Source organism: Chromohalobacter sp. (assembly GCF_039830575.1).
Lineage (GTDB): Bacteria > Pseudomonadota > Gammaproteobacteria > Pseudomonadales > Halomonadaceae > Chromohalobacter > Chromohalobacter israelensis.
Map to the genome: position 1 here is coordinate 81,537 of NZ_JBDOOX010000006.1, position 17,336 is coordinate 98,872.

15 protein-coding genes are annotated in these 17,336 nt (G+C 65.4%); 9 read left to right on the forward strand and 6 right to left on the reverse strand.

Features of this window, described 5'->3' with window-relative positions; translation table 11 throughout:
* Position 1: 1 nt before the first annotated feature.
* Together ABGX75_RS04355 and tilS are read left to right on the forward strand one after the other, a co-directional pair.
* Positions 2 to 955 (forward strand): acetyl-CoA carboxylase carboxyltransferase subunit alpha, encoded by a 954-nt coding sequence (locus tag ABGX75_RS04355; RefSeq protein ID WP_011505887.1) that lies wholly within the window; start codon positions 2 to 4, stop codon positions 953 to 955.
* Positions 939 to 2,231: a tRNA lysidine(34) synthetase TilS gene (gene tilS / locus ABGX75_RS04360; protein ID WP_224113853.1), complete on the forward strand. Its 1,293-nt coding sequence runs from the start codon at positions 939 to 941 to the stop codon at positions 2,229 to 2,231. The genes ABGX75_RS04355 and tilS overlap by 17 nt, the downstream gene beginning before the upstream one ends.
* On the opposite strand, the gene ppx is transcribed toward tilS, so the two are convergent.
* On the reverse strand, positions 2,221 to 3,720 hold the full coding sequence (gene ppx / locus ABGX75_RS04365) for an exopolyphosphatase (protein WP_011505889.1): 1,500 nt from the start codon (positions 3,718 to 3,720) through the stop codon (positions 2,221 to 2,223). The genes tilS and ppx overlap by 11 nt on opposite strands.
* A gap of 109 nt (positions 3,721 to 3,829) precedes the next feature.
* Here ppx and ABGX75_RS04370 point away from each other — a divergent pair, with 109 nt between their 5' ends.
* The 7 genes from ABGX75_RS04370 (at position 3,830) to ABGX75_RS04400 (ending at position 12,999) form a co-directional block, all read left to right on the forward strand.
* Entirely contained in the window at positions 3,830 to 4,159 is a 330-nt protein-coding gene (locus ABGX75_RS04370) for a thioredoxin domain-containing protein (protein ID WP_011505890.1), read from the forward strand.
* A 398-nt stretch (positions 4,160 to 4,557) separates the two neighbouring features.
* On the forward strand, positions 4,558 to 5,817 hold the full coding sequence (rho, locus tag ABGX75_RS04375) for a transcription termination factor Rho (RefSeq protein ID WP_011505892.1): 1,260 nt from the start codon (positions 4,558 to 4,560) through the stop codon (positions 5,815 to 5,817).
* Positions 5,818 to 6,118: 301 nt separating this feature from the next.
* Positions 6,119 to 7,645: a 4-hydroxy-3-polyprenylbenzoate decarboxylase gene (gene ubiD, locus ABGX75_RS04380; protein ID WP_035414511.1), complete on the forward strand. Its 1,527-nt coding sequence runs from the start codon at positions 6,119 to 6,121 to the stop codon at positions 7,643 to 7,645.
* A complete protein-coding gene (locus tag ABGX75_RS04385) occupies positions 7,635 to 8,447 on the forward strand; it encodes an NAD(P)H-flavin reductase (RefSeq protein ID WP_035414512.1) in 813 nt (270 codons plus the stop codon). Before ubiD ends, ABGX75_RS04385 begins: the two co-directional genes overlap by 11 nt.
* Positions 8,444 to 9,157 (forward strand): dihydromonapterin reductase, encoded by a 714-nt coding sequence (folM, locus tag ABGX75_RS04390; protein WP_011505895.1) that lies wholly within the window; start codon positions 8,444 to 8,446, stop codon positions 9,155 to 9,157. Before ABGX75_RS04385 ends, folM begins: the two co-directional genes overlap by 4 nt.
* 515 nt (positions 9,158 to 9,672) lie before the next feature.
* Positions 9,673 to 10,743, forward strand: a complete 1,071-nt coding sequence (locus ABGX75_RS04395) for a 3-deoxy-7-phosphoheptulonate synthase (protein ID WP_110061522.1) — start codon at positions 9,673 to 9,675, stop codon at positions 10,741 to 10,743.
* A 105-nt stretch (positions 10,744 to 10,848) separates the two neighbouring features.
* The gene (locus tag ABGX75_RS04400) at positions 10,849 to 12,999 is read left to right on the forward strand and encodes a PhoX family phosphatase (protein WP_347410605.1); all 2,151 of its coding nucleotides are present in this window, start codon (positions 10,849 to 10,851) and stop codon (positions 12,997 to 12,999) included.
* Between the two features lie 100 nt (positions 13,000 to 13,099).
* Here ABGX75_RS04400 and ppk1 read toward each other — a convergent pair whose 3' ends face one another.
* From ppk1 to ABGX75_RS04425, 5 genes are all read right to left on the reverse strand, one after another.
* Positions 13,100 to 15,301, reverse strand: a complete 2,202-nt coding sequence (gene ppk1, locus ABGX75_RS04405; protein ID WP_128689884.1) for a polyphosphate kinase 1 — start codon at positions 15,299 to 15,301, stop codon at positions 13,100 to 13,102.
* Between the two features lie 138 nt (positions 15,302 to 15,439).
* Positions 15,440 to 16,207 (reverse strand): twin-arginine translocase subunit TatC, encoded by a 768-nt coding sequence (gene tatC, locus ABGX75_RS04410; protein ID WP_128689885.1) that lies wholly within the window; start codon positions 16,205 to 16,207, stop codon positions 15,440 to 15,442.
* Complete coding sequence (gene tatB / locus ABGX75_RS04415; RefSeq protein WP_110061520.1) at positions 16,204 to 16,623, reverse strand: Sec-independent protein translocase protein TatB; 420 nt, start codon at positions 16,621 to 16,623, stop codon at positions 16,204 to 16,206. Before tatB ends, tatC begins: the two co-directional genes overlap by 4 nt.
* 6 nt (positions 16,624 to 16,629) lie before the next feature.
* On the reverse strand, positions 16,630 to 16,902 hold the full coding sequence (tatA, locus tag ABGX75_RS04420) for a Sec-independent protein translocase subunit TatA (protein WP_011505901.1): 273 nt from the start codon (positions 16,900 to 16,902) through the stop codon (positions 16,630 to 16,632).
* A gap of 37 nt (positions 16,903 to 16,939) precedes the next feature.
* A complete protein-coding gene (locus ABGX75_RS04425; RefSeq protein WP_011505902.1) occupies positions 16,940 to 17,278 on the reverse strand; it encodes a phosphoribosyl-ATP diphosphatase in 339 nt (112 codons plus the stop codon).
* Positions 17,279 to 17,336 lie beyond the last annotated feature (58 nt).

Here is a 17,336-nt window from a genome sequence, read left to right on the forward strand (position 1 = left end):
TATGAACCCCAATTACCTGGACTTTGAACAGCCGATCGCCGAGCTGGAAGCCAAGATCGAAGAGCTGCGCCTGGTCGGTAACGACAGCGGAATCAGCTTAAGCGACGAGATCGGCAAGCTCGAAGACAAGAATCGCAAGCTCACCGAATCGATCTTTCGCGATCTCAGTGCCTGGCAGGTGTCGCAACTCTCGCGCCACCCGCAGCGCCCGTACATGCTCGATTACGTCGAGAGCCTGTTCAGCGATTTCGACGAGCTGCACGGCGATCGGAACTTCGCCGACGACGCCGCGATCGTGGGCGGCGTGGCGCGTCTCGACGACAAGCCGGTGATGCTCATCGGCCATCAGAAGGGACGCGACGTCAAGGAAAAGGTGCGCCGCAACTTCGGGATGCCGCGTCCGGAAGGCTATCGCAAGGCGTGCCGACTGATGGAGATGGCCGAGCGCTTCAAGATGCCGGTACTGACGTTCATCGACACCCCGGGTGCCTATCCCGGCATCGATGCCGAGGAGCGCGGCCAGAGCGAGGCGATCGCCTATAACCTGGCGGTCATGTCGCGCCTCAGGACCCCGATCGTCGCCACCGTCGTGGGCGAGGGCGGTTCCGGCGGGGCGCTGGCCATCGGCGTCTGCGACGAGCTGCAGATGCTGCAGTATTCCACCTATTCGGTGATCTCTCCCGAGGGCTGCGCCTCGATTCTGTGGAAGAGTGCCGAGAAGGCGTCCGAAGCCGCTCAGGCCATGGGCATTACCGCCGAACGCCTCAAGGAGCTGGGCTTCGTCGACACGCTGATCAAGGAGCCGCTGGGAGGTGCGCATCGCAACCCCCAGAAGATGGCCGGTCATATCAAGGACGCGCTGGGTGCCAGCCTCGAGCGACTGGAGTCCATGGAAATGGACGATCTGCTGTCGCGTCGTTACGAGCGCCTGATGAGTTATGGCGCGCCCCAATAACGCATCGTCCTCCCCCGATGCCCTTGTCGATGACGCCCTGGCGATGACCTCGCCGGGGCGTTGCGTTTGGGTGGCCCTTTCCGGCGGACTGGATTCGTCGCTGCTGCTGACACTCGCAGTCGCTGCCTGCCGCCGCCATCCGCGACCGCTCTATGCGGTGCACGTCAATCACGGCCTGCAGGACGCCGCTGCCGCCTTCGAGGCGCATGCGCGGTGGCTGTGCGGCCGCCTCGGGGTGCCGTTGTTCGTGGAGCGCGCCAGGGTCGAGCGCGGTGCACGGGGACTCGAAGCTCACGCCCGCGATGCTCGGCTGGCGGCCTTTGCCAGGCGCGTCGCGCCGGGCGAGACGCTATTGCTTGCCCAGCACGCCGACGACCAGGCGGAGACCCTGTTGCTGGCGGGACTGCGAGGCAGCGGCTTGCGCGGCATGGCCGCCATGCCCGAAAGGCGCGAATGGCAGGGGCGTGTCATGGTCCGGCCCTGGCTGTCCGTGACGCGGGCGGCGCTCGCGCGCGCGGCCGAGGCGCGCGGCTTGCGCTGGATCGACGATCCGAGCAACGCCGACGAACGCTTCGACCGCAACTATCTGCGGCGTAGCGTCATGCCGGCGCTGGCGTCACGCTGGCCGGAGGCGGCGACGTCGCTGTCACGCACCGCCGAGCAGCTGGGCGAGAGCGATGCGTTACTGGAAGAGTTGGCAGGGGAAACCTTGCAGGCCCTGGGCGGCGACGCCGCCTGCTTGCCGGTGGCGGATCTCCTGGCGCTGTCCCGCCCACGCCAGCGGCTTCTCGTGCGCCACGCCTGCCGGCAACTCTCTCTGTCCACACCGCCGCGGGCGCGTCTCGAGAGCCTGCTCGAACAGCTCGAGGCGCGCGGTGACGCACAGATCCATGTCGCCTGGCCGGGCGGGGAAGCCCGGCGCTGGCAAGGGCACCTCCATCTGCTGGCGCCGCGCGAGCCTGTCGATGTCGACTGGCAAGCCGTGTGGGATGGCGTCACTCCTCTGGAAACGCCGTCGGGCCCTCTGGACTGGCAGCTGGTAGCCGAGTCGCCGCGTGATGTCCGTCTCACGCTGGGCCGGCGTCGGGGCGGCGAGACGCTGCGCGTGGCGGGACGCGGCCGGCGCGACGTCAAGCGGCTCCTGCAGGAAGCCGGGATTCCCCCCTGGCAGCGCGAACGCGTATGGCTGGTCTGGGAGGGCGAGACCCTGGTCGGGGTACTGGGCATCGCCGCCGCCGAGGGCTGGCGGCTGCGGGCGATGCCGACTAGCGGCTGAGCTCGAGCCGAAACCCGGCGTTGCGCTGATAGAGCGCTTCCTGTTCCAGGTCGGCGCTCAGCAGGGGCTGATCGCTGGCCTGGTCGAGGTCCACGTAGAGGGTCTCGCCATCGGCACGCAGCGTCACATCGCGGGGCGGCTGCTCGGGGCGTGAGTGGTTGAGGGCCACCGCCAGGCGCAGCAGGCGTGCCAGCCGTGCGTAGGTGGTACGCGCGGCGGCCGGGAGGGCGTCGAGCTCCTTGCCGGGAAACTTGCGGCGATGCGCACGCACCAGGAAGGCCAGGGCCTGCTGCTCGGGGCGCGAGAACCCGGCCAGGTCGGAGTTCTCCAGCAGGTAGGCGCCATGCCGGTGGAACTGGCTGTGGGAAATCGCCAGGCCAATCTCATGCAGTTCGGCGCCCCACGCCAGAAACTGGCATTGTTCCTGACTCAGCGACCAGTGATCGGCGACCTGTGTGACCAGATGGTCGGCGGTGGCCCGCACGTTGTTGGCCTGGCGGGCGTCCACGTCGAAGCGTCGGCGCAGGGTGAGCAGGGCCGCCGCGCGGGAGTCCTCGGTGGTGTTGCGGCCGAGGAGGTCGTAGAGTACGCCTTCGCGCAGGGCGCCGTCGGAGTAGCGCATGCGTTCCAGGTCGAAGGCCTCGAAGATGGCACACAGGATTGCCACGCCGGCCGGGAATACCCGTGCCCGGTCGCTCTTGAGCCCCTCCATGGCGACCTTGTCGAGCTTCTTGCACTTCAGCAGCCGGCCGCGCAGGTTCTTCAGCCCCTGACGCGTGATCATGCCTTCCGGCGCATCGCCGCTTGCGGCCTGCACGGCGGCGATGGCCTTGATGGTACCGCTGGACCCCACCGGGTCCTGCCAGCCAAGCTCCTGGTAGGGACGGCGAATGTTGGCCAGCTCGGAAAGCGCGGCGAGCTCGGCCGCGCGAAAGGCCTTTTCGCTGATGTCGCCGTTGGCGAAGAAACGCTGCGTATAGGCCACGCAGCCCATGTGCAGACTTTCCAGCGCCAGCGGTTCGAAGCGCTCGCCGATGATGAGCTCGGTGGAGCCGCCGCCGATGTCGACGATGAGTCGTCGTCCATGCACCTCGGCCAGTGCATGCGCGGCCCCCAGGTAGATCAGGCGGGCTTCCTCGCGACCGGCAATGATCTCGATGGGGTGGCCGATCAAGGCCTCGGCGCGGTCGATCAGTGCCTGGCGGTTGCGCGCTGCGCGCAGGGCGTTGGTTCCCACGATGCGGACATCGCTGGCCGCGAGTCCGCTCAGATACGGCGCGAAGCGTTCCAGGCAGTCCAGGGCGCGCTGCATGGCGTCGTCATCGAGCCGCTCGTCTTCGTCGAGCCCCGCTGCCAGCTGCACTTTCTCGCCCAGTTTGGCGACGACCTGCAGCTGGCCGGCATAATGATTGGCGACCAGCAGGTGGAAGCTATTCGATCCCAGGTCGATGGCGGCGAGACGTCGGGGAGCCGGGTAGCGACTGCTCATGCGAGGGTCCTTTGCACAGTAATGGAGCAAGGTTGCGGGGCTGTCCGGTGCTTGTCAATTACCGCCATGTGGCGTTCGATGACAGAATACGACACAAGAGAGGGCCGACATGAGCGAGCGATTGATCGAGGTCACGGACGACACCTTCGAGGAGCGAGTCCTGGAGCCCCAGACGCCCGTCCTGGTGGCGTTCGTGGCCGCCTGGTGCGCGCCCTGTCGGGAGCTGCGGTCGCGTTTGTCCGCCCTGGCTGCCGCCCGCGACGCCCTGCAGGTGGCATTGTGCGACGTGGACCTCAACCCGGCCACGGCGGACAAGTACGGCGTACGGGGCATGCCGACCCTGGTCCTGTTCGTCGGCGCGAGCATGGAAAGTTCGCGGGTGGGGGCATTGTCCACGACACAACTCGAAGGCTGGCTCGATGCGCAACTGACGTCTTGAACCGTTGCATGCCGTGCGGTCGCGCCGGCAGGGAGCCGAAGGGGCTTGCGTTTGCCTGTCGGCTTGACTACCATCGGGTTGTTCGCCTGTTCCGAATGCTTCCTGACCGTCACGCGGCAACGCCGTCGCGGTCCTTCAAGTCGTCAGATCGCCCCAAGTATTCTTGTCTCGCCAAGCCTTCCATCAGGAGCTGGGCATGGCGTCAGGCGACGCGAACCGATCTCTCAATGCCATTTTTTCGCTTACCCCTCGCGCGGCGATGCCTTGATGCATGAATGCGACGAGTGGAAAGGATTTCCTGGGGCCCTCTGAACGCACCGCGCGGCGCACAACCGCCTCCTGTCTTTTGTCCGGCAATCCCATTGCCTCGCCGACACGAGCAATCTCTGACGAAACCGATGAATCTTACCGAACTCAAGCAAAAAACCGTTCCCGAACTGCTGGATATTGCCCGGGAAATGGGCATCGACAATCTGGCGCGTTCGCGTAAACAAGACATCATCTTTGCCATTCTCAAGAAGCACGCGAAAAGTGGCGAAGACATCTATGGCGATGGGGTGCTGGAAATCCTGCAGGACGGCTTCGGCTTTCTGCGCAGTGCCGATAGCTCCTATCTGGCCGGCCCCGACGATATCTATGTCTCGCCGTCGCAGATTCGCCGTTTCAACCTGCGCAAGGGCGACAGCATCGCCGGCAAGATCCGGCCGCCGAAGGAAGGGGAGCGCTATTTCGCGCTGCTCAAGGTCAACGAGATCAACTTCGATCGGCCGGAAAACGCCAAGCACAAGATCCTGTTCGAGAACCTGACGCCGCTGTTCCCTCAGGAACGCATGGTGATGGAGATCGGCAACGGTTCGACCGAGGATCTGACCTCGCGGGTGATCGACCTCACGTCGCCCATCGGCAAGGGCCAGCGTGGCCTGATCGTCTCGCCCCCCAAGGCGGGCAAGACGCTGATGCTGCAGAACATCGCCACGTCCATCACGCGCAACAACCCCGAGTGTCATCTGATCGTGCTGCTGATCGACGAGCGGCCCGAGGAGGTCACCGAGATGTCGCGCACCGTGCGTGGCGAAGTGGTGGCCTCGACCTTCGACGAGCCGCCCGCGCGTCACGTTCAGGTCGCCGAGATGGTCATCGAGAAAGCCAAGCGCCTGGTCGAGCACAAGCGCGACGTGGTGGTGCTGCTCGATTCCATCACGCGCCTGGCGCGCGCCTACAACACCGTGGTGCCGTCGTCCGGCAAGGTGCTGACCGGCGGTGTCGACGCGCATGCGCTCGAGAAGCCCAAGCGTTTCTTCGGGGCCGCGCGCAACATCGAGGAAGGCGGCAGCCTGACCATCATCGCCACGGCGCTGGTTGACACCGGTTCCAAGATGGACGAGGTCATCTTCGAGGAGTTCAAGGGGACCGGCAACATGGAAGCGCACCTCGACCGCAAGCTGGCCGAGAAGCGCGTCTATCCGGCGCTCAACATCCGCCGCTCCGGCACGCGTCGCGAGGACCTCATCGCCTCCGAGGAAGAAATGCAGCGCATGTGGATCCTGCGCAAGCTGCTCAATCCGATGGACGACGTGGCGGCGACGGAGTTTCTGATCGATCGTCTGAAGGATACCAAGACGAATATCGAATTCTTCGAGGCCATGAAAAGGCGTTGATTCTGGCCTGCTGCGCTCGGCAACACGGCGTTGAACTCCGGTTCGCCATGCTCATGTACTAAAGTACACCCCGCTGGCTCGCCGGAGTTCGCCTTGTTTTGCCTTCGCTCGCTGCGGCCAGCTCTCAACGCTTGATAATATGCTGAGGCGAGTGGCGCCCAGGGATGGAGTCATAGCGCCTTCGGAAGGCCTGCCCCGGCTGACGCGTGCAAGATATCGCCGGGCTGAAGGTCGATGGGCGGTCAATGAAAGGGGCGGCATGTTATGCTGCCCTTTTTCGCGTTCTGGCACGGAAAACCACATGAAGTATCGGGACTTGCGCGATTTCATCGCGGCGCTGGAAGCACGTGGCGAGCTCACGCGGGTGACGGCGGAGGTCGATCCCTACCTGGAGATCACCGAAATCTGCGACCGCACCCTGCGGGCCGGGGGGCCGGCGTTGCTGTTCGAGAACGTCAAGGGCCACGCCATGCCGTTGCTGGGCAACCTGTTCGGCACGCCGGAGCGGGTCGCGCTGGGCATGGGCCAGGACTCGACCGCCGCGCTGCGCGAGGTCGGCGAGCTGCTGGCGTTTCTCAAGGAGCCGGAGCCGCCCAAGGGCTTTCGCGATGCCTGGGAAAAGCTGCCGATCTTCAAGCAGGCGATGAGCATGGGGCCCAAGACGCTGCGCAAGGCGCCCTGTCAGGAAGTGATCCTGGAAGGCGACGACGTCGACCTCGACCGCCTGCCGATCCAGCATTGCTGGCCGGGCGACGTGGCGCCGCTGGTGACCTGGTCGCTGGTGGTGACCAAAGGGCCGAACAAGACGCGCCAGAACCTGGGGATATACCGCCAGCAGAAGCTGGGCAAGAACCGCCTGATCATGCGCTGGCTCTCGCACCGCGGCGGCGCGCTCGACTTCCAGGAATGGCAGAGTGCGCATCCCGGCGAGCCGTTTCCGGTCGCCGTCGCACTGGGCGCCGATCCGGCGACCATCCTGGGCGCGGTGACGCCGGTACCCGACAACCTCTCCGAGTACGCGTTCGCGGGGCTGCTGCGCGGGTCACGCACCGAGCTGGTCAAGTGCGGGCATGCCGATCTCGAGGTGCCGGCGTCCAGCGAGATCGTCCTCGAGGGCTACATCTACCCCGATGACACCGCTCCCGAAGGCCCCTACGGCGACCATACCGGCTATTACAACGAGGTCGAGACCTTCCCGGTGTTCACTGTCGAGCGGATCACCCATCGCCGCGATCCGATCTATCATTCGACCTATACCGGACGTCCGCCGGACGAGCCCGCCATTCTGGGGTTGGCGCTCAACGAAGTGTTCGTGCCGATCCTGCGCAAGCAATTCCCCGAAATCGTCGATTTCTACCTGCCCCCGGAAGGCTGCTCCTATCGCATGGCGGTGGTGACCATGAAAAAGCAGTATCCGGGGCACGCCAAGCGCGTGATGATGGGCGTATGGAGCTTCCTGCGCCAGTTCATGTACACCAAGTTCGTGATCGTCCTCGACGACGATGTCGACGCGCGCAACTGGGAGGACGTGATCTGGGCGATCACGACCCGCATGGACCCGGCACGCGATACGGTGATGGTCGAAAACACCCCCATCGATTATCTCGACTTCGCCTCGCCGACCGCGGGGCTGGGCTCGAAGATGGGGCTCGACGCGACGACCAAATGGGCGGGCGAGACCCAGCGCGAGTGGGGGACCCCCATCGTCATGGACGAGGCCGTCAAGCGGCGCGTCGATGAGCGCTGGGGGGAATACGGCATCGCCACGCCGCCACCGCCACCCCGCCATTCGCCCCCGAGCGACGAACGAGGACACGATGACGTCTAAGACACTGACCTGCCAAGTCACGTCGGTCGAGGATCTGACGCCCGACGTATTCCGCGTCCATTTGACGGGACGCCGCGAAGCCATTGCGCATGCGCCGGGGCAGTACCTGGAACTCAAGCTCGATGAGCAAACCTGGGTGCCGTTTTCCATCGCCAACGCGCATGCCGATGACGGGGTCATCGAGCTGCACGTGCAGCACTGGCCGGAGCGCAGCAATTCGGCCCGCCTGCGCGAATTGCTGGTGCACGCCGCGCGACTGACGGTGCGTCTGCCCAATGGTGGCTGCGTGCTCGATACCCGCAGTCGGCGTCCCTTGACGCTGATCGCCGCCGGGACGGGATTCGCCCAGATGAAGGCGATCGTCGAGGCGGCGCTGGCCAACGATCACCCGGGGCCGATTCGGCTGTGGTGGGCGGTCAAATCGCCCCGTGACCTGTACCTGGAAAGCCTGGCGCTCGAATGGGCCGCCACGCATCCCCACCTCGACGTGCATACCGTGGTCGAGGACAGCGAGCCCGCGCTGAGCGCGCCGGCCGGCGTGACGCGGCACATCGGCCGCATCGACGAGGTGCTTGCCGAGTACCACGGCGACATCTCCGGCGACGATGTCTACCTGTCCGGCTCGCCGGGCATGGTGTACGCCTGCATCGACACCCTGGCCCCGCTGGGGCTCGACCCCGAGCGAGTGTTTTCCGATGTCTTCGCCTATGCGCCGCGCGTACCGTTGATCCCCCTGCCGGAAGAGGTTAGCGAAGAAGCCCCGCTGTCACCCGGGGAACGCCGTGCGGAGGATGATGCATGAGCCAGTCGCCGATTCTCGTGACCGGGGGCGCCCAGCGCCTCGGGCGTCATTGCGTGGAGCGTCTGCTCGACGATGGCCAGCCGGTGATATTGAGCTACCGGCGCGAGCGCGAGGCACTGGACGCCTTGCGCCAGCGTGGTGCCGTGACCCTGCAGGCGGATTTCTCGAGCGAAGCGGGCATCCTCGACTTCATCGCTCGCCTGAAGGCACAGACGTCGTCGTTGCGCGCCATCGTCCACAACGCCAGCGACTGGGCGCCGGACAGTCTCGGCGATGACGCCGGCGCCAATTTCGAACGCCTGTTCCGCGTGCACATGCAGGCGCCGTACCTGATCAACCTGCATGCCCGTGAATTGCTCGACGCCTGCCAGGAGCCCCAGCGCGACATCATCCACATGACCGATTACGTCAGTCAGAAGGGATCGCGCAAGCATGCCGCCTACGCGGCGACCAAGGCGGGACTGGACAATCTGACCCTGTCCTTCGCGGCGATGTACGCGCCGAGCATCCAGGTCAATGCCATCGCGCCCGCCCTGATCATGCTCAACGAGGGCGACGACGAGGCCTATGCCGAGAAGGCCAAGGCCAAGTCGCTGATGGCCAAGGTGCCGGGGCCGGGCGTGATCTATCAGACGCTGCGTTATCTGCTCGACAACGATTTCGTGACCGGTGCGATCCTGCCCGTGGACGGCGGACGGCACTTGCGCTGAGGGGCATCGGCCGGCGTGCACTTGTCAAATGACGACAGCCGTGTAGGATGAGGCCATGTTCTGGAGTCAACCCATGCCAATAGCATCCTTCATCTCGAACGCGCGTCCCCAACCGGCCCCCGTGGCCGGGGATGCGGCGTGCGCGAGTATCGGCTTCGGCTTCGGCTATTGGTATTGGTTTAGCACCGGCGTGCCCGGCGCTCAGGTCTGATGGCCTGACACGCCGCGAGGCACGCCCAACCCCGGGTTGCCTCCTGCGTCTTAGAACCCCCGGTCGGCAACCCGATCGGGGGTTCTTGCGTTTAATCCACCCAACATTGATGAACGACACGGGAGCGAAACATGATCGAGTTCGGCGGCACATGGCAAGGCAAGGGCGCACTATATTATTGGCGATTTAGCGACGAACGGTCGGCCCCAGTTGCCACCTCCGACCGTGACACGCTGGGTGGCGTCCGCCGAACACGAAGTTCCGCTGTCCGCCCGTGACGGACAGCCCAGCCAAGAGACTCGACATGAACGCACCCTTGACGATGCCCCAACACCCCGACGCCACCGCGTCGCCCTCGCACCACCCATTGCCCACGCCGGGTGAGCTCAAGCAGCGCGTACCGCTGGACCCGGCCCTCGAAGCCCGCATCGCGCAGCAGCGCGACGCCGTCCAGGCGGTCCTCGACGGGCGGGATGATCGCCTTCTGGTGGTCGTCGGCCCTTGCTCGATCCATGACCCGCAGGCGGCGTTGGCGTATGCCGAGAAGCTCAGCGAACTTGCCGCGCGTCTCGACGATCGCCTGCTGATGGTAATGCGCGTCTACATCGAGAAGCCGCGTACCACCGTGGGCTGGAAAGGCCTGGCCTACGATCCCCATCTGGATGGCAGCGACGACATGGCACATGGCCTGGAAGTGTCGCGGCGCCTGATGCGCGACATCGCCGCCCTGGGCATGCCCGTGGCCACCGAGTTGCTGCATCCGATGACGGCACCTTACCTCGAGGATCTGCTCAGTTGGGTCGCCATCGGCGCACGTACCACCGAATCCCAGGTGCATCGCGAACTGGCCAGTGGCCTGCAGGCCGCGGTGGGATTCAAGAACGGCACCGATGGCAGCGTCGACGTGGCCATCGCCGCGATGCAGTCGGCCGCGCATCCGCATCGTCATTTCGCCATCGACGATGCCGGGCGTCCGGCGATGCGCGAGACCCGGGGCAATCCGCATACCCATGTCGTGCTGCGTGGCGGTCACGGCAAGCCGAACTACGATGCGGCTTCGGTGCGCGCCTGTCGGCTGGATCTGCAGGCGGCCGGTATCACGCCGCGTTTGATGGTCGATTGCAGCCATGCCAATTCGCGCAAGGATCACCGCCGCCAGACCGAGGTCATGCTGGATGTGCTCGAACAGCGCTTGGCCGGCAATCACGACGTGACCGGCGTCATGCTCGAAAGCTATTTGCACGAGGGCAAGCAGCCGCTCAAGCCGGGCGCGTTGCGCTATGGCGTCTCCGTCACCGATGCCTGCCTGGGCTGGGAAGCGACCGAGCACTTGCTCACGCTGGCCGCCGAGCGGCTGGGCGGTGTCGTGCGTTGACCGTGTCCCGGCTTCATGGCGTTGTCACATGGCGCGGCTAGGGTAGTGCCTCACAGGAGCTTCGTGATGCGACCCCGAGCGGTCGCCGGCCCGTGAGGAGAGACCATGAGCAAGGAAATCGAAACCCAGCGCAATTTCAATCCCGGCACCAACGAACCGTTCTCGTCGGTGCTGGCGCGACATGTCTCGCGACGCGACATCATGCGGGGAGGGCTGAGTCTGGCCGCTCTGGGCATGTTGGGCGGCATCGGCGGGCTCAACCTCGCCAATGCCCAGGAAAGCGGGAGCGGCAAGACGCCGCTGGCCCTGGCGTTCGAGTCGCTGCGCGGCTCGCGCACCGATGCCGTGGTGGTGCCCGAGGGCTATACCGCTCAGGTCCTGGTCCCCTGGGGAACGCCGCTGAACGGCGCGGCGACGGAGTGGAAGCACGACATGCGCATGACCGCCGAGGCGCAGGCCGAGCGCGTGGGCATGCATCACGATGGCATGCATGCCTTTGCGCTCGATGCGGACAATGCCTCGCGGGATTTCCTGCTCGCCCTCAACAACGAATACATCGATCAGGCGGCATTGTGGGCGCCGCAGGGCGGGCCGACGAATGCCGACAGTGGCCGGCGGCCGGCCGATGAGGTGCGCACCGAGATCAACGCGCACGGGATTACCTTGGTCAGGGTACGCAAGGACGCCGAGGGGCGCTGGACGCATGTGCCGGACGATGCCCGCAACCGGCGCTTCACCAGTGCCACGCCGATGGAGCTGGCGGGCCCCGTGGCCGGCAGCGATTACGTCAGGACGCGTTATTCCCTGGAAGGCACGCACACACGCGGCACCAACAACAACTGTGCCAACGGGTATACCCCATGGGGCACCTACCTGACCTGCGAGGAAAACTGGCCGGAGGTGTTCGTCAATACCGGCGAGCGTCACGCCGACGATGCGCGCCTGGGGCTGCCCACCGAGCGCGGGCGCTACGGCTGGGAGACCGCGGCCGGCGCCGAGGGCGAGCGCGACGACGAGTTCGCGCGATTCGATGTCACCCCGCGTGGCAACGGGCCGCAGGACGACTATCGCAACGAGACGCGCACCTTCGGCTATATCGTGGAGATCGATCCGTACGACGGCCAGTCCCGCGCCGTGAAGCGCACCGCGCTGGGACGCTTCCGCCACGAGGGCTGCTGGCCGGGCAAGCTGGTCGCCGGCGAGCCGGTCGTCTTCTATTCCGGGCATGACGCCCGCAACGAGTACATCTACAAGTTCGTGTCCGACGCCAAGTGGGACCCGGCGGATGCCAACCGCCCCGGCGAGGCATATGACCGTCTCGCGCTGGGTGCCAAGTACATGGACGAGGGAACGCTTTACGTGGCGCGTTTCGATGCCGATGGCGGCGGGGAATGGCTGGCGCTCGAGCCGGACACGCGCGTGGCGGACGGCGGCACGCTGGCCGAGGCCTTGTCGCTGGCGGAAGACGACCGCGCGGGCGTCATCGTGCACACCTGCGACGCCGCCGACCTGCTCGGCGCGACACCCATGGACCGCCCCGAGTGGGGGACCGTGGACCCGAGCTCCGGCGAGGTCTACATGACGTTGACCAACAACTCCCGGCGCACCGAGGCCGACTCGGCACCGACCTTCACCAATGAAGGCGACGCCATCGAGGCGGCAGGCGTGGGTTATGCCACGGCCCCTGCCAATGCCGCCAACCCGCGCGCCGACAACGAGGCGGGGCAGGTGATCCGCTGGCGGGAGCGGGGCGACGACGCCACGCGTTTCGACTGGGAGGTGTTCGTGTTCGGCGCCGCCGCAGACGATACCGACAACCTGTCGGGGTTGACCGAGCGCAACCAGTTCGCCAGCCCCGATGGCCTGTGGTACGACGATCGCGGCGACGGCCAGGGCATTCTGTGGATCGAGACCGACAATGGCTACGACGGTGTCGCCGAGCAGACCAACGACCAGGTACTGGCGGTGGTGCCGGCGGCTTTGTCACGCGAGAGCGGCCAGGCGTCGGTGGTGGGGGCCGCCAACCAGCAGCAACTCAAGCGGTTTGCGGTGGGCCCCAACGACTGCGAGGTGACCGGCATCTTCGCCACGCCGGACAAGACGGCGCTGTTCATCAACATCCAGCATCCCGGCAATTGGCCGGCGGATGCCGATGCGGTGATACAGGATGCCACGAAGGCCGCCGTCGGTAGCGTGCGCCCGCGGGCCGCCACGGTCGTGATCCAGAAAGCCGACGGTGGGCAGATCGGCGTGTAGCTGAAGGCTTGAGGCGACAAGACAACCCCTCCGAGGTCATGCCTCGGAGGGGTTGGCGTTTCCGGGGAGTGGATTCCGCAAGCTGTCGACGAGCGTCGACTCAGGACTTGGCCGCGTAGGCGTAGAGCAATGTCTCTTGGGCGCTGATGGGCTCGGCGTCACCGGCATCGAGCAGTTGATAGCGGCCGTCGCTGAGCAGCTCCCAGCTCTGGCAGTTGTCCACCAGGTAGGTGGCCAGGTCCTTGCGCACCCGTTGGGCGATCTTCTTGTCGAGGAGCGGAAAGCAGGTCTCCACGCGGCGGAACATGTTGCGCTCCATGAAGTCGGCACTGGAGCACCAGGTCTCGGGCTTGCCGCCGTTGTGGAAGTGAAACACCCGCGTGTGTTCCAGAAAGCGGCCGATGATCGAGCGCACCCGGATGTTCTCGGAGACGCCCTCGACCCCGGGGCGCAGGCAGCACATGCCGCGAATGATCAGATCGCACTGCACGCCGGCGCGCGAGGCGCGGTAGAGCGCGCGAATCAACTGCGGCTCGGTCAGCGAGTTGCACTTGATGATCAGCTGCGCCTTGTGACCTTTTTCGGCCTGACGCGCTTCGCGATCGATCATGGCCACCAGGCGGTCATGCAGCACGAAGGGCGCATGCAGCAGGGTGTCGATCTGGCGCGGCTTGCCCATCCCCGAGAGTTGCTGGAAGACCATGTGCACGTCTTCACAGAGCGTTTCGTTGGCGGTGAGCAGGCTGTAGTCGGTATACAGCTTGGCGGTCTTGGAGTGGTAGTTGCCGGTGCCCAGGTGCGCGTAATAGCGCAAGGCGCCGCGTTCGCGGCGTACCACATGGAGCATCTTGGCATGCGTCTTGTAGGCCATGACCCCGTAGATGACGATGGCGCCGGCTTCTTGCAGGCGCGAGGCCAGTGCCAGGTTGTCGGCCTCGTCGAAACGGGCGCGCAACTCGATGACCACGGTGACTTCCTTGCCGTTGCGCGCCGCATTGACCAGGGCGCCGACGATGGGCGAGTCCGCGCCGGTCCGGTAGAGGGTCTGCTTGATCGCCAGCACGTCGGGGTCGTCGGCCGCCTCTTGAAGCCAGTCCTCGATCAGCGAGAAGGACTGGAAAGGATGATGCAGCAAGATGTCGCTCTGTGCGATCTGGGTGAACAGGCTGACGTCGCTCTTCACCTGACGCGGCAACCCCGGCGTGAAGGTGCGATACAGCAGGTCGGGGCGGTCGACGTCGCTCAGTACCGACATCAAGCGTGTCAGATTGACGGGGCCGGAAACGCGGTACAGGTCCGCCTCGTCGAGTTCGAACTGGGTCAGCAGGAAACGCGAGAGTTGATCGGGGCAGTTGTCGGCGACTTCCAGACGCACGCCGCTGCCGTAGCGCCGCGCCAGCAGCTCGCCGCGCAGTGCCGAGGCCAGGTCCGAGACGTCCTCGGGGTCGACGGCCAGATCGGCGTTGCGCGTCAGGCGGAACTGGTAGCAGCCACGCACTTCCATGCCGGGGAAGACCTCCTGGGCATGGGCGTGGATCATCGAGGAGAGAAACACGTACTCGGTGTAGCCGGACTCGCACAGCTCGCTCGGCAGGCGCATCAAGCGTGGCAGCGAGCGCGGCGCGGGCAGGATGGCCATGCCCCCCTCGCGACCGAAGGCGTCGGTGCCCTCGAGCTCGACGATGAAGTTCAGGCTCTTGTTGACCAGGCGCGGGAAGGGGTGCGAGGGGTCGAGGCCGATGGGACTGATCACCGGCATGATCTCTTCGGCGAAATACTCGCGCACCCAGGCGGCCTGCGCCTCGGTCCACTGCGTGCGGCGTCGGAAGCGCAGCCCCTGCTCCTCGAGGGCCGGGATCAGCGTCTCGTTGAGGATATGATATTGACGCTCGACCTGCTCATGCGTGATGCGCGAGATTTCGGCCAGTACCTGGCGCGGCGGCAGGCCGTCGGCACCGCTTTCCTCGCGCGACAGGGCAATCTGATGCTTGAGCCCGGCCACCCGAATTTCGAAGAACTCATCCAGGTTGGAGGAAAAGATCAGCAGAAACATCAACCGATTGAGCAGTGGATGCGAAGGATCCAGGGCCTGCTCGAGCACGCGGATATTGAACTGCAGATGCGACAGCTCGCGGTTGAAATACAGCGACGGATCGTCGAGATCGGCTTCGGGAGACGGCGTGGGCTTGGCGTGAATCCCCGTGCGCGTCCGATTGACGCGCAGCGGCGGTGCCTCGCTGGTGTCCTGAGAGGCGGCGTTTTCCGTGCCGATCGGCACATCGGAAGAGCGCGTGTCATCCATCTGGGGTCCCCGTCATCGCTACTGATATACCGCTGATGGGCGAGCATGTCACGTGCGTGTGACAGGCGCATGACAAGTGTTGCTCAATGTATTCAGTCTAGGCGGTCGGCAGCGGCGCGTCCCGCACGACCCGCCGCGTCAGGTGTCTTCCTCGGGATCGTGACGACGGCGTCTGACCAGGCGGCCGAAAAGAATGCCGACCTCGAAGAGCAGCCACATGGGAATCGCCAGGAGGCTTTGCGAGACGACGTCGGGGGGCGTCATCATCATGCCGATGACGAAGCAGCCGACGATGACATAGGGACGCTTCTTGCTCAGGCTCTCGACGCTGGTGGCACCGGTCCAGATCATCAGGAAGGTGGCGATGGGAATCTCGAATGCCGCTCCGAAGGCGAAGAACAGCTTGAGCACGAAGTTGAGGTATTGATTGATATCGGTCATGACCGCGACGTTTTCCGGCCCGGTGTGCACGAAGAAGTCGAACAGCAGCGGAAAGACCACGAAATAGGCGAAGGCCACACCGGCGTAGAACAGCAGGATGCTGGAGGCGAGCAGCGGAAAGGCCAGGGCCTTTTCGTGCCGGTACAGGCCCGGGGCGACGAACGCCCAGGCCTGGTACAGCACGAACGGTACGGCAATGAACAGTGCCGCGAACAGCGTCAGCTTGAAGGGCGCCAGGAACGGCGATGCCACTTCGGTGGCGATCATCTGCGAGCCCGCCGGCAGCAGCGCCATCAGCGGGTCGGCCACGAAGCTGTAGATATCGTTGGAAAACGCGTACAGCGCCGCGAAGATGGCCAGGATGAGTACCACCGCCTTGACCAGCCGCGAACGTAGCTCGATCAGGTGTTCGATCAGGGGCGCCTGGGGCTGCTGCTCCGGTTCGCGCGGCGGTGTCTCGCTCATGGTGCGTTGGAATCCTTGGCGGAGGGGGCCGCCGGGGGCTCGGGCGTTTCCCGCGAGGCGGCGGTCGATGGCGGAGTCTCGTCAGTGTCGTCGGCGGAACGAGTCGCCGTGGGCGTCGTCCGCGAGGGGGGCGGTTGGCCACCACGAGAGGACGGCGTATCGCCGTGCCGTTCGACTTCGTCACGGACCTTGCCGAGACCGGCGTCAAGCTTGCGTTGCTGCTCGTTGAGCTTCTGGCGCAGCTCTTCGGCTTCGAGCTGCGCGGAAATCTCCCGCTGCATGCCGGAGACCGTGCGTTTGATCTTGCCGACCCACAGGCCCACCGTGCGCGCCGCCGTGGGCAGTCGTTCGGGCCCCAGTACCAACAGGGCCACGACGCCGATGAGCATCAGCTCGAGAAAGCCCATATCGAACATGGTGGCTTACTTCCGCTCGGATTTTTCGTCGGCTCCGGACGACTGCGTCGCCTTCGACGAGGTGTCCAGGGGCTCCTCGTTGGTATCGTGGGCGACGCGGTGCTGAGCGGTTTCCTCGCCGTCCTGCTTCTTCTGCTCTTCCTCGCCGACCGCGCTCTTGAAGCCCTTGACGGCGCCTCCCAGATCGCTGCCGAGATTGCGCAGCTTCTTGGTTCCGAAGATCAGGATGACGATGCCGAGAACGATCAGCAGTTGCCAGATACTGATTCCACCTAACATGGGAGCTCTCCTTCATGCTCGGGAACGGCCGAGCCGATTAGCGTGATTGTCGTGCCGCCTTCTCGTCCAGGCCGGAGACGCCGAAGCGACGGGCCAGCTCGTCCAGCACGGCTTGGTGATCGATGTCCAGATGCGACAGCATCACCAGGCTATGAAACCACAGGTCGGCCGTTTCGGCGACCACTGCCTGACGTGTCGCGTCGTCGCCATGTTCGGCATCCTTGGCGGCCAGCAGGGTCTCGGTGGCTTCCTCGCCGACTTTTTCCAGGATCTTGTTGAGTCCCTTGGCGTGAAGCTTGGCGACATAGGAGCTCTCGGGGTCGGCATGGCGGCGTGCGGCCAGGACGTCCGCAAGCTGGGCAAGCGTATCACTCATGATGTGACGGTCTCGTTATCGTATGGCGATGGATGGATGATAAGCAAGATGGCGCGTG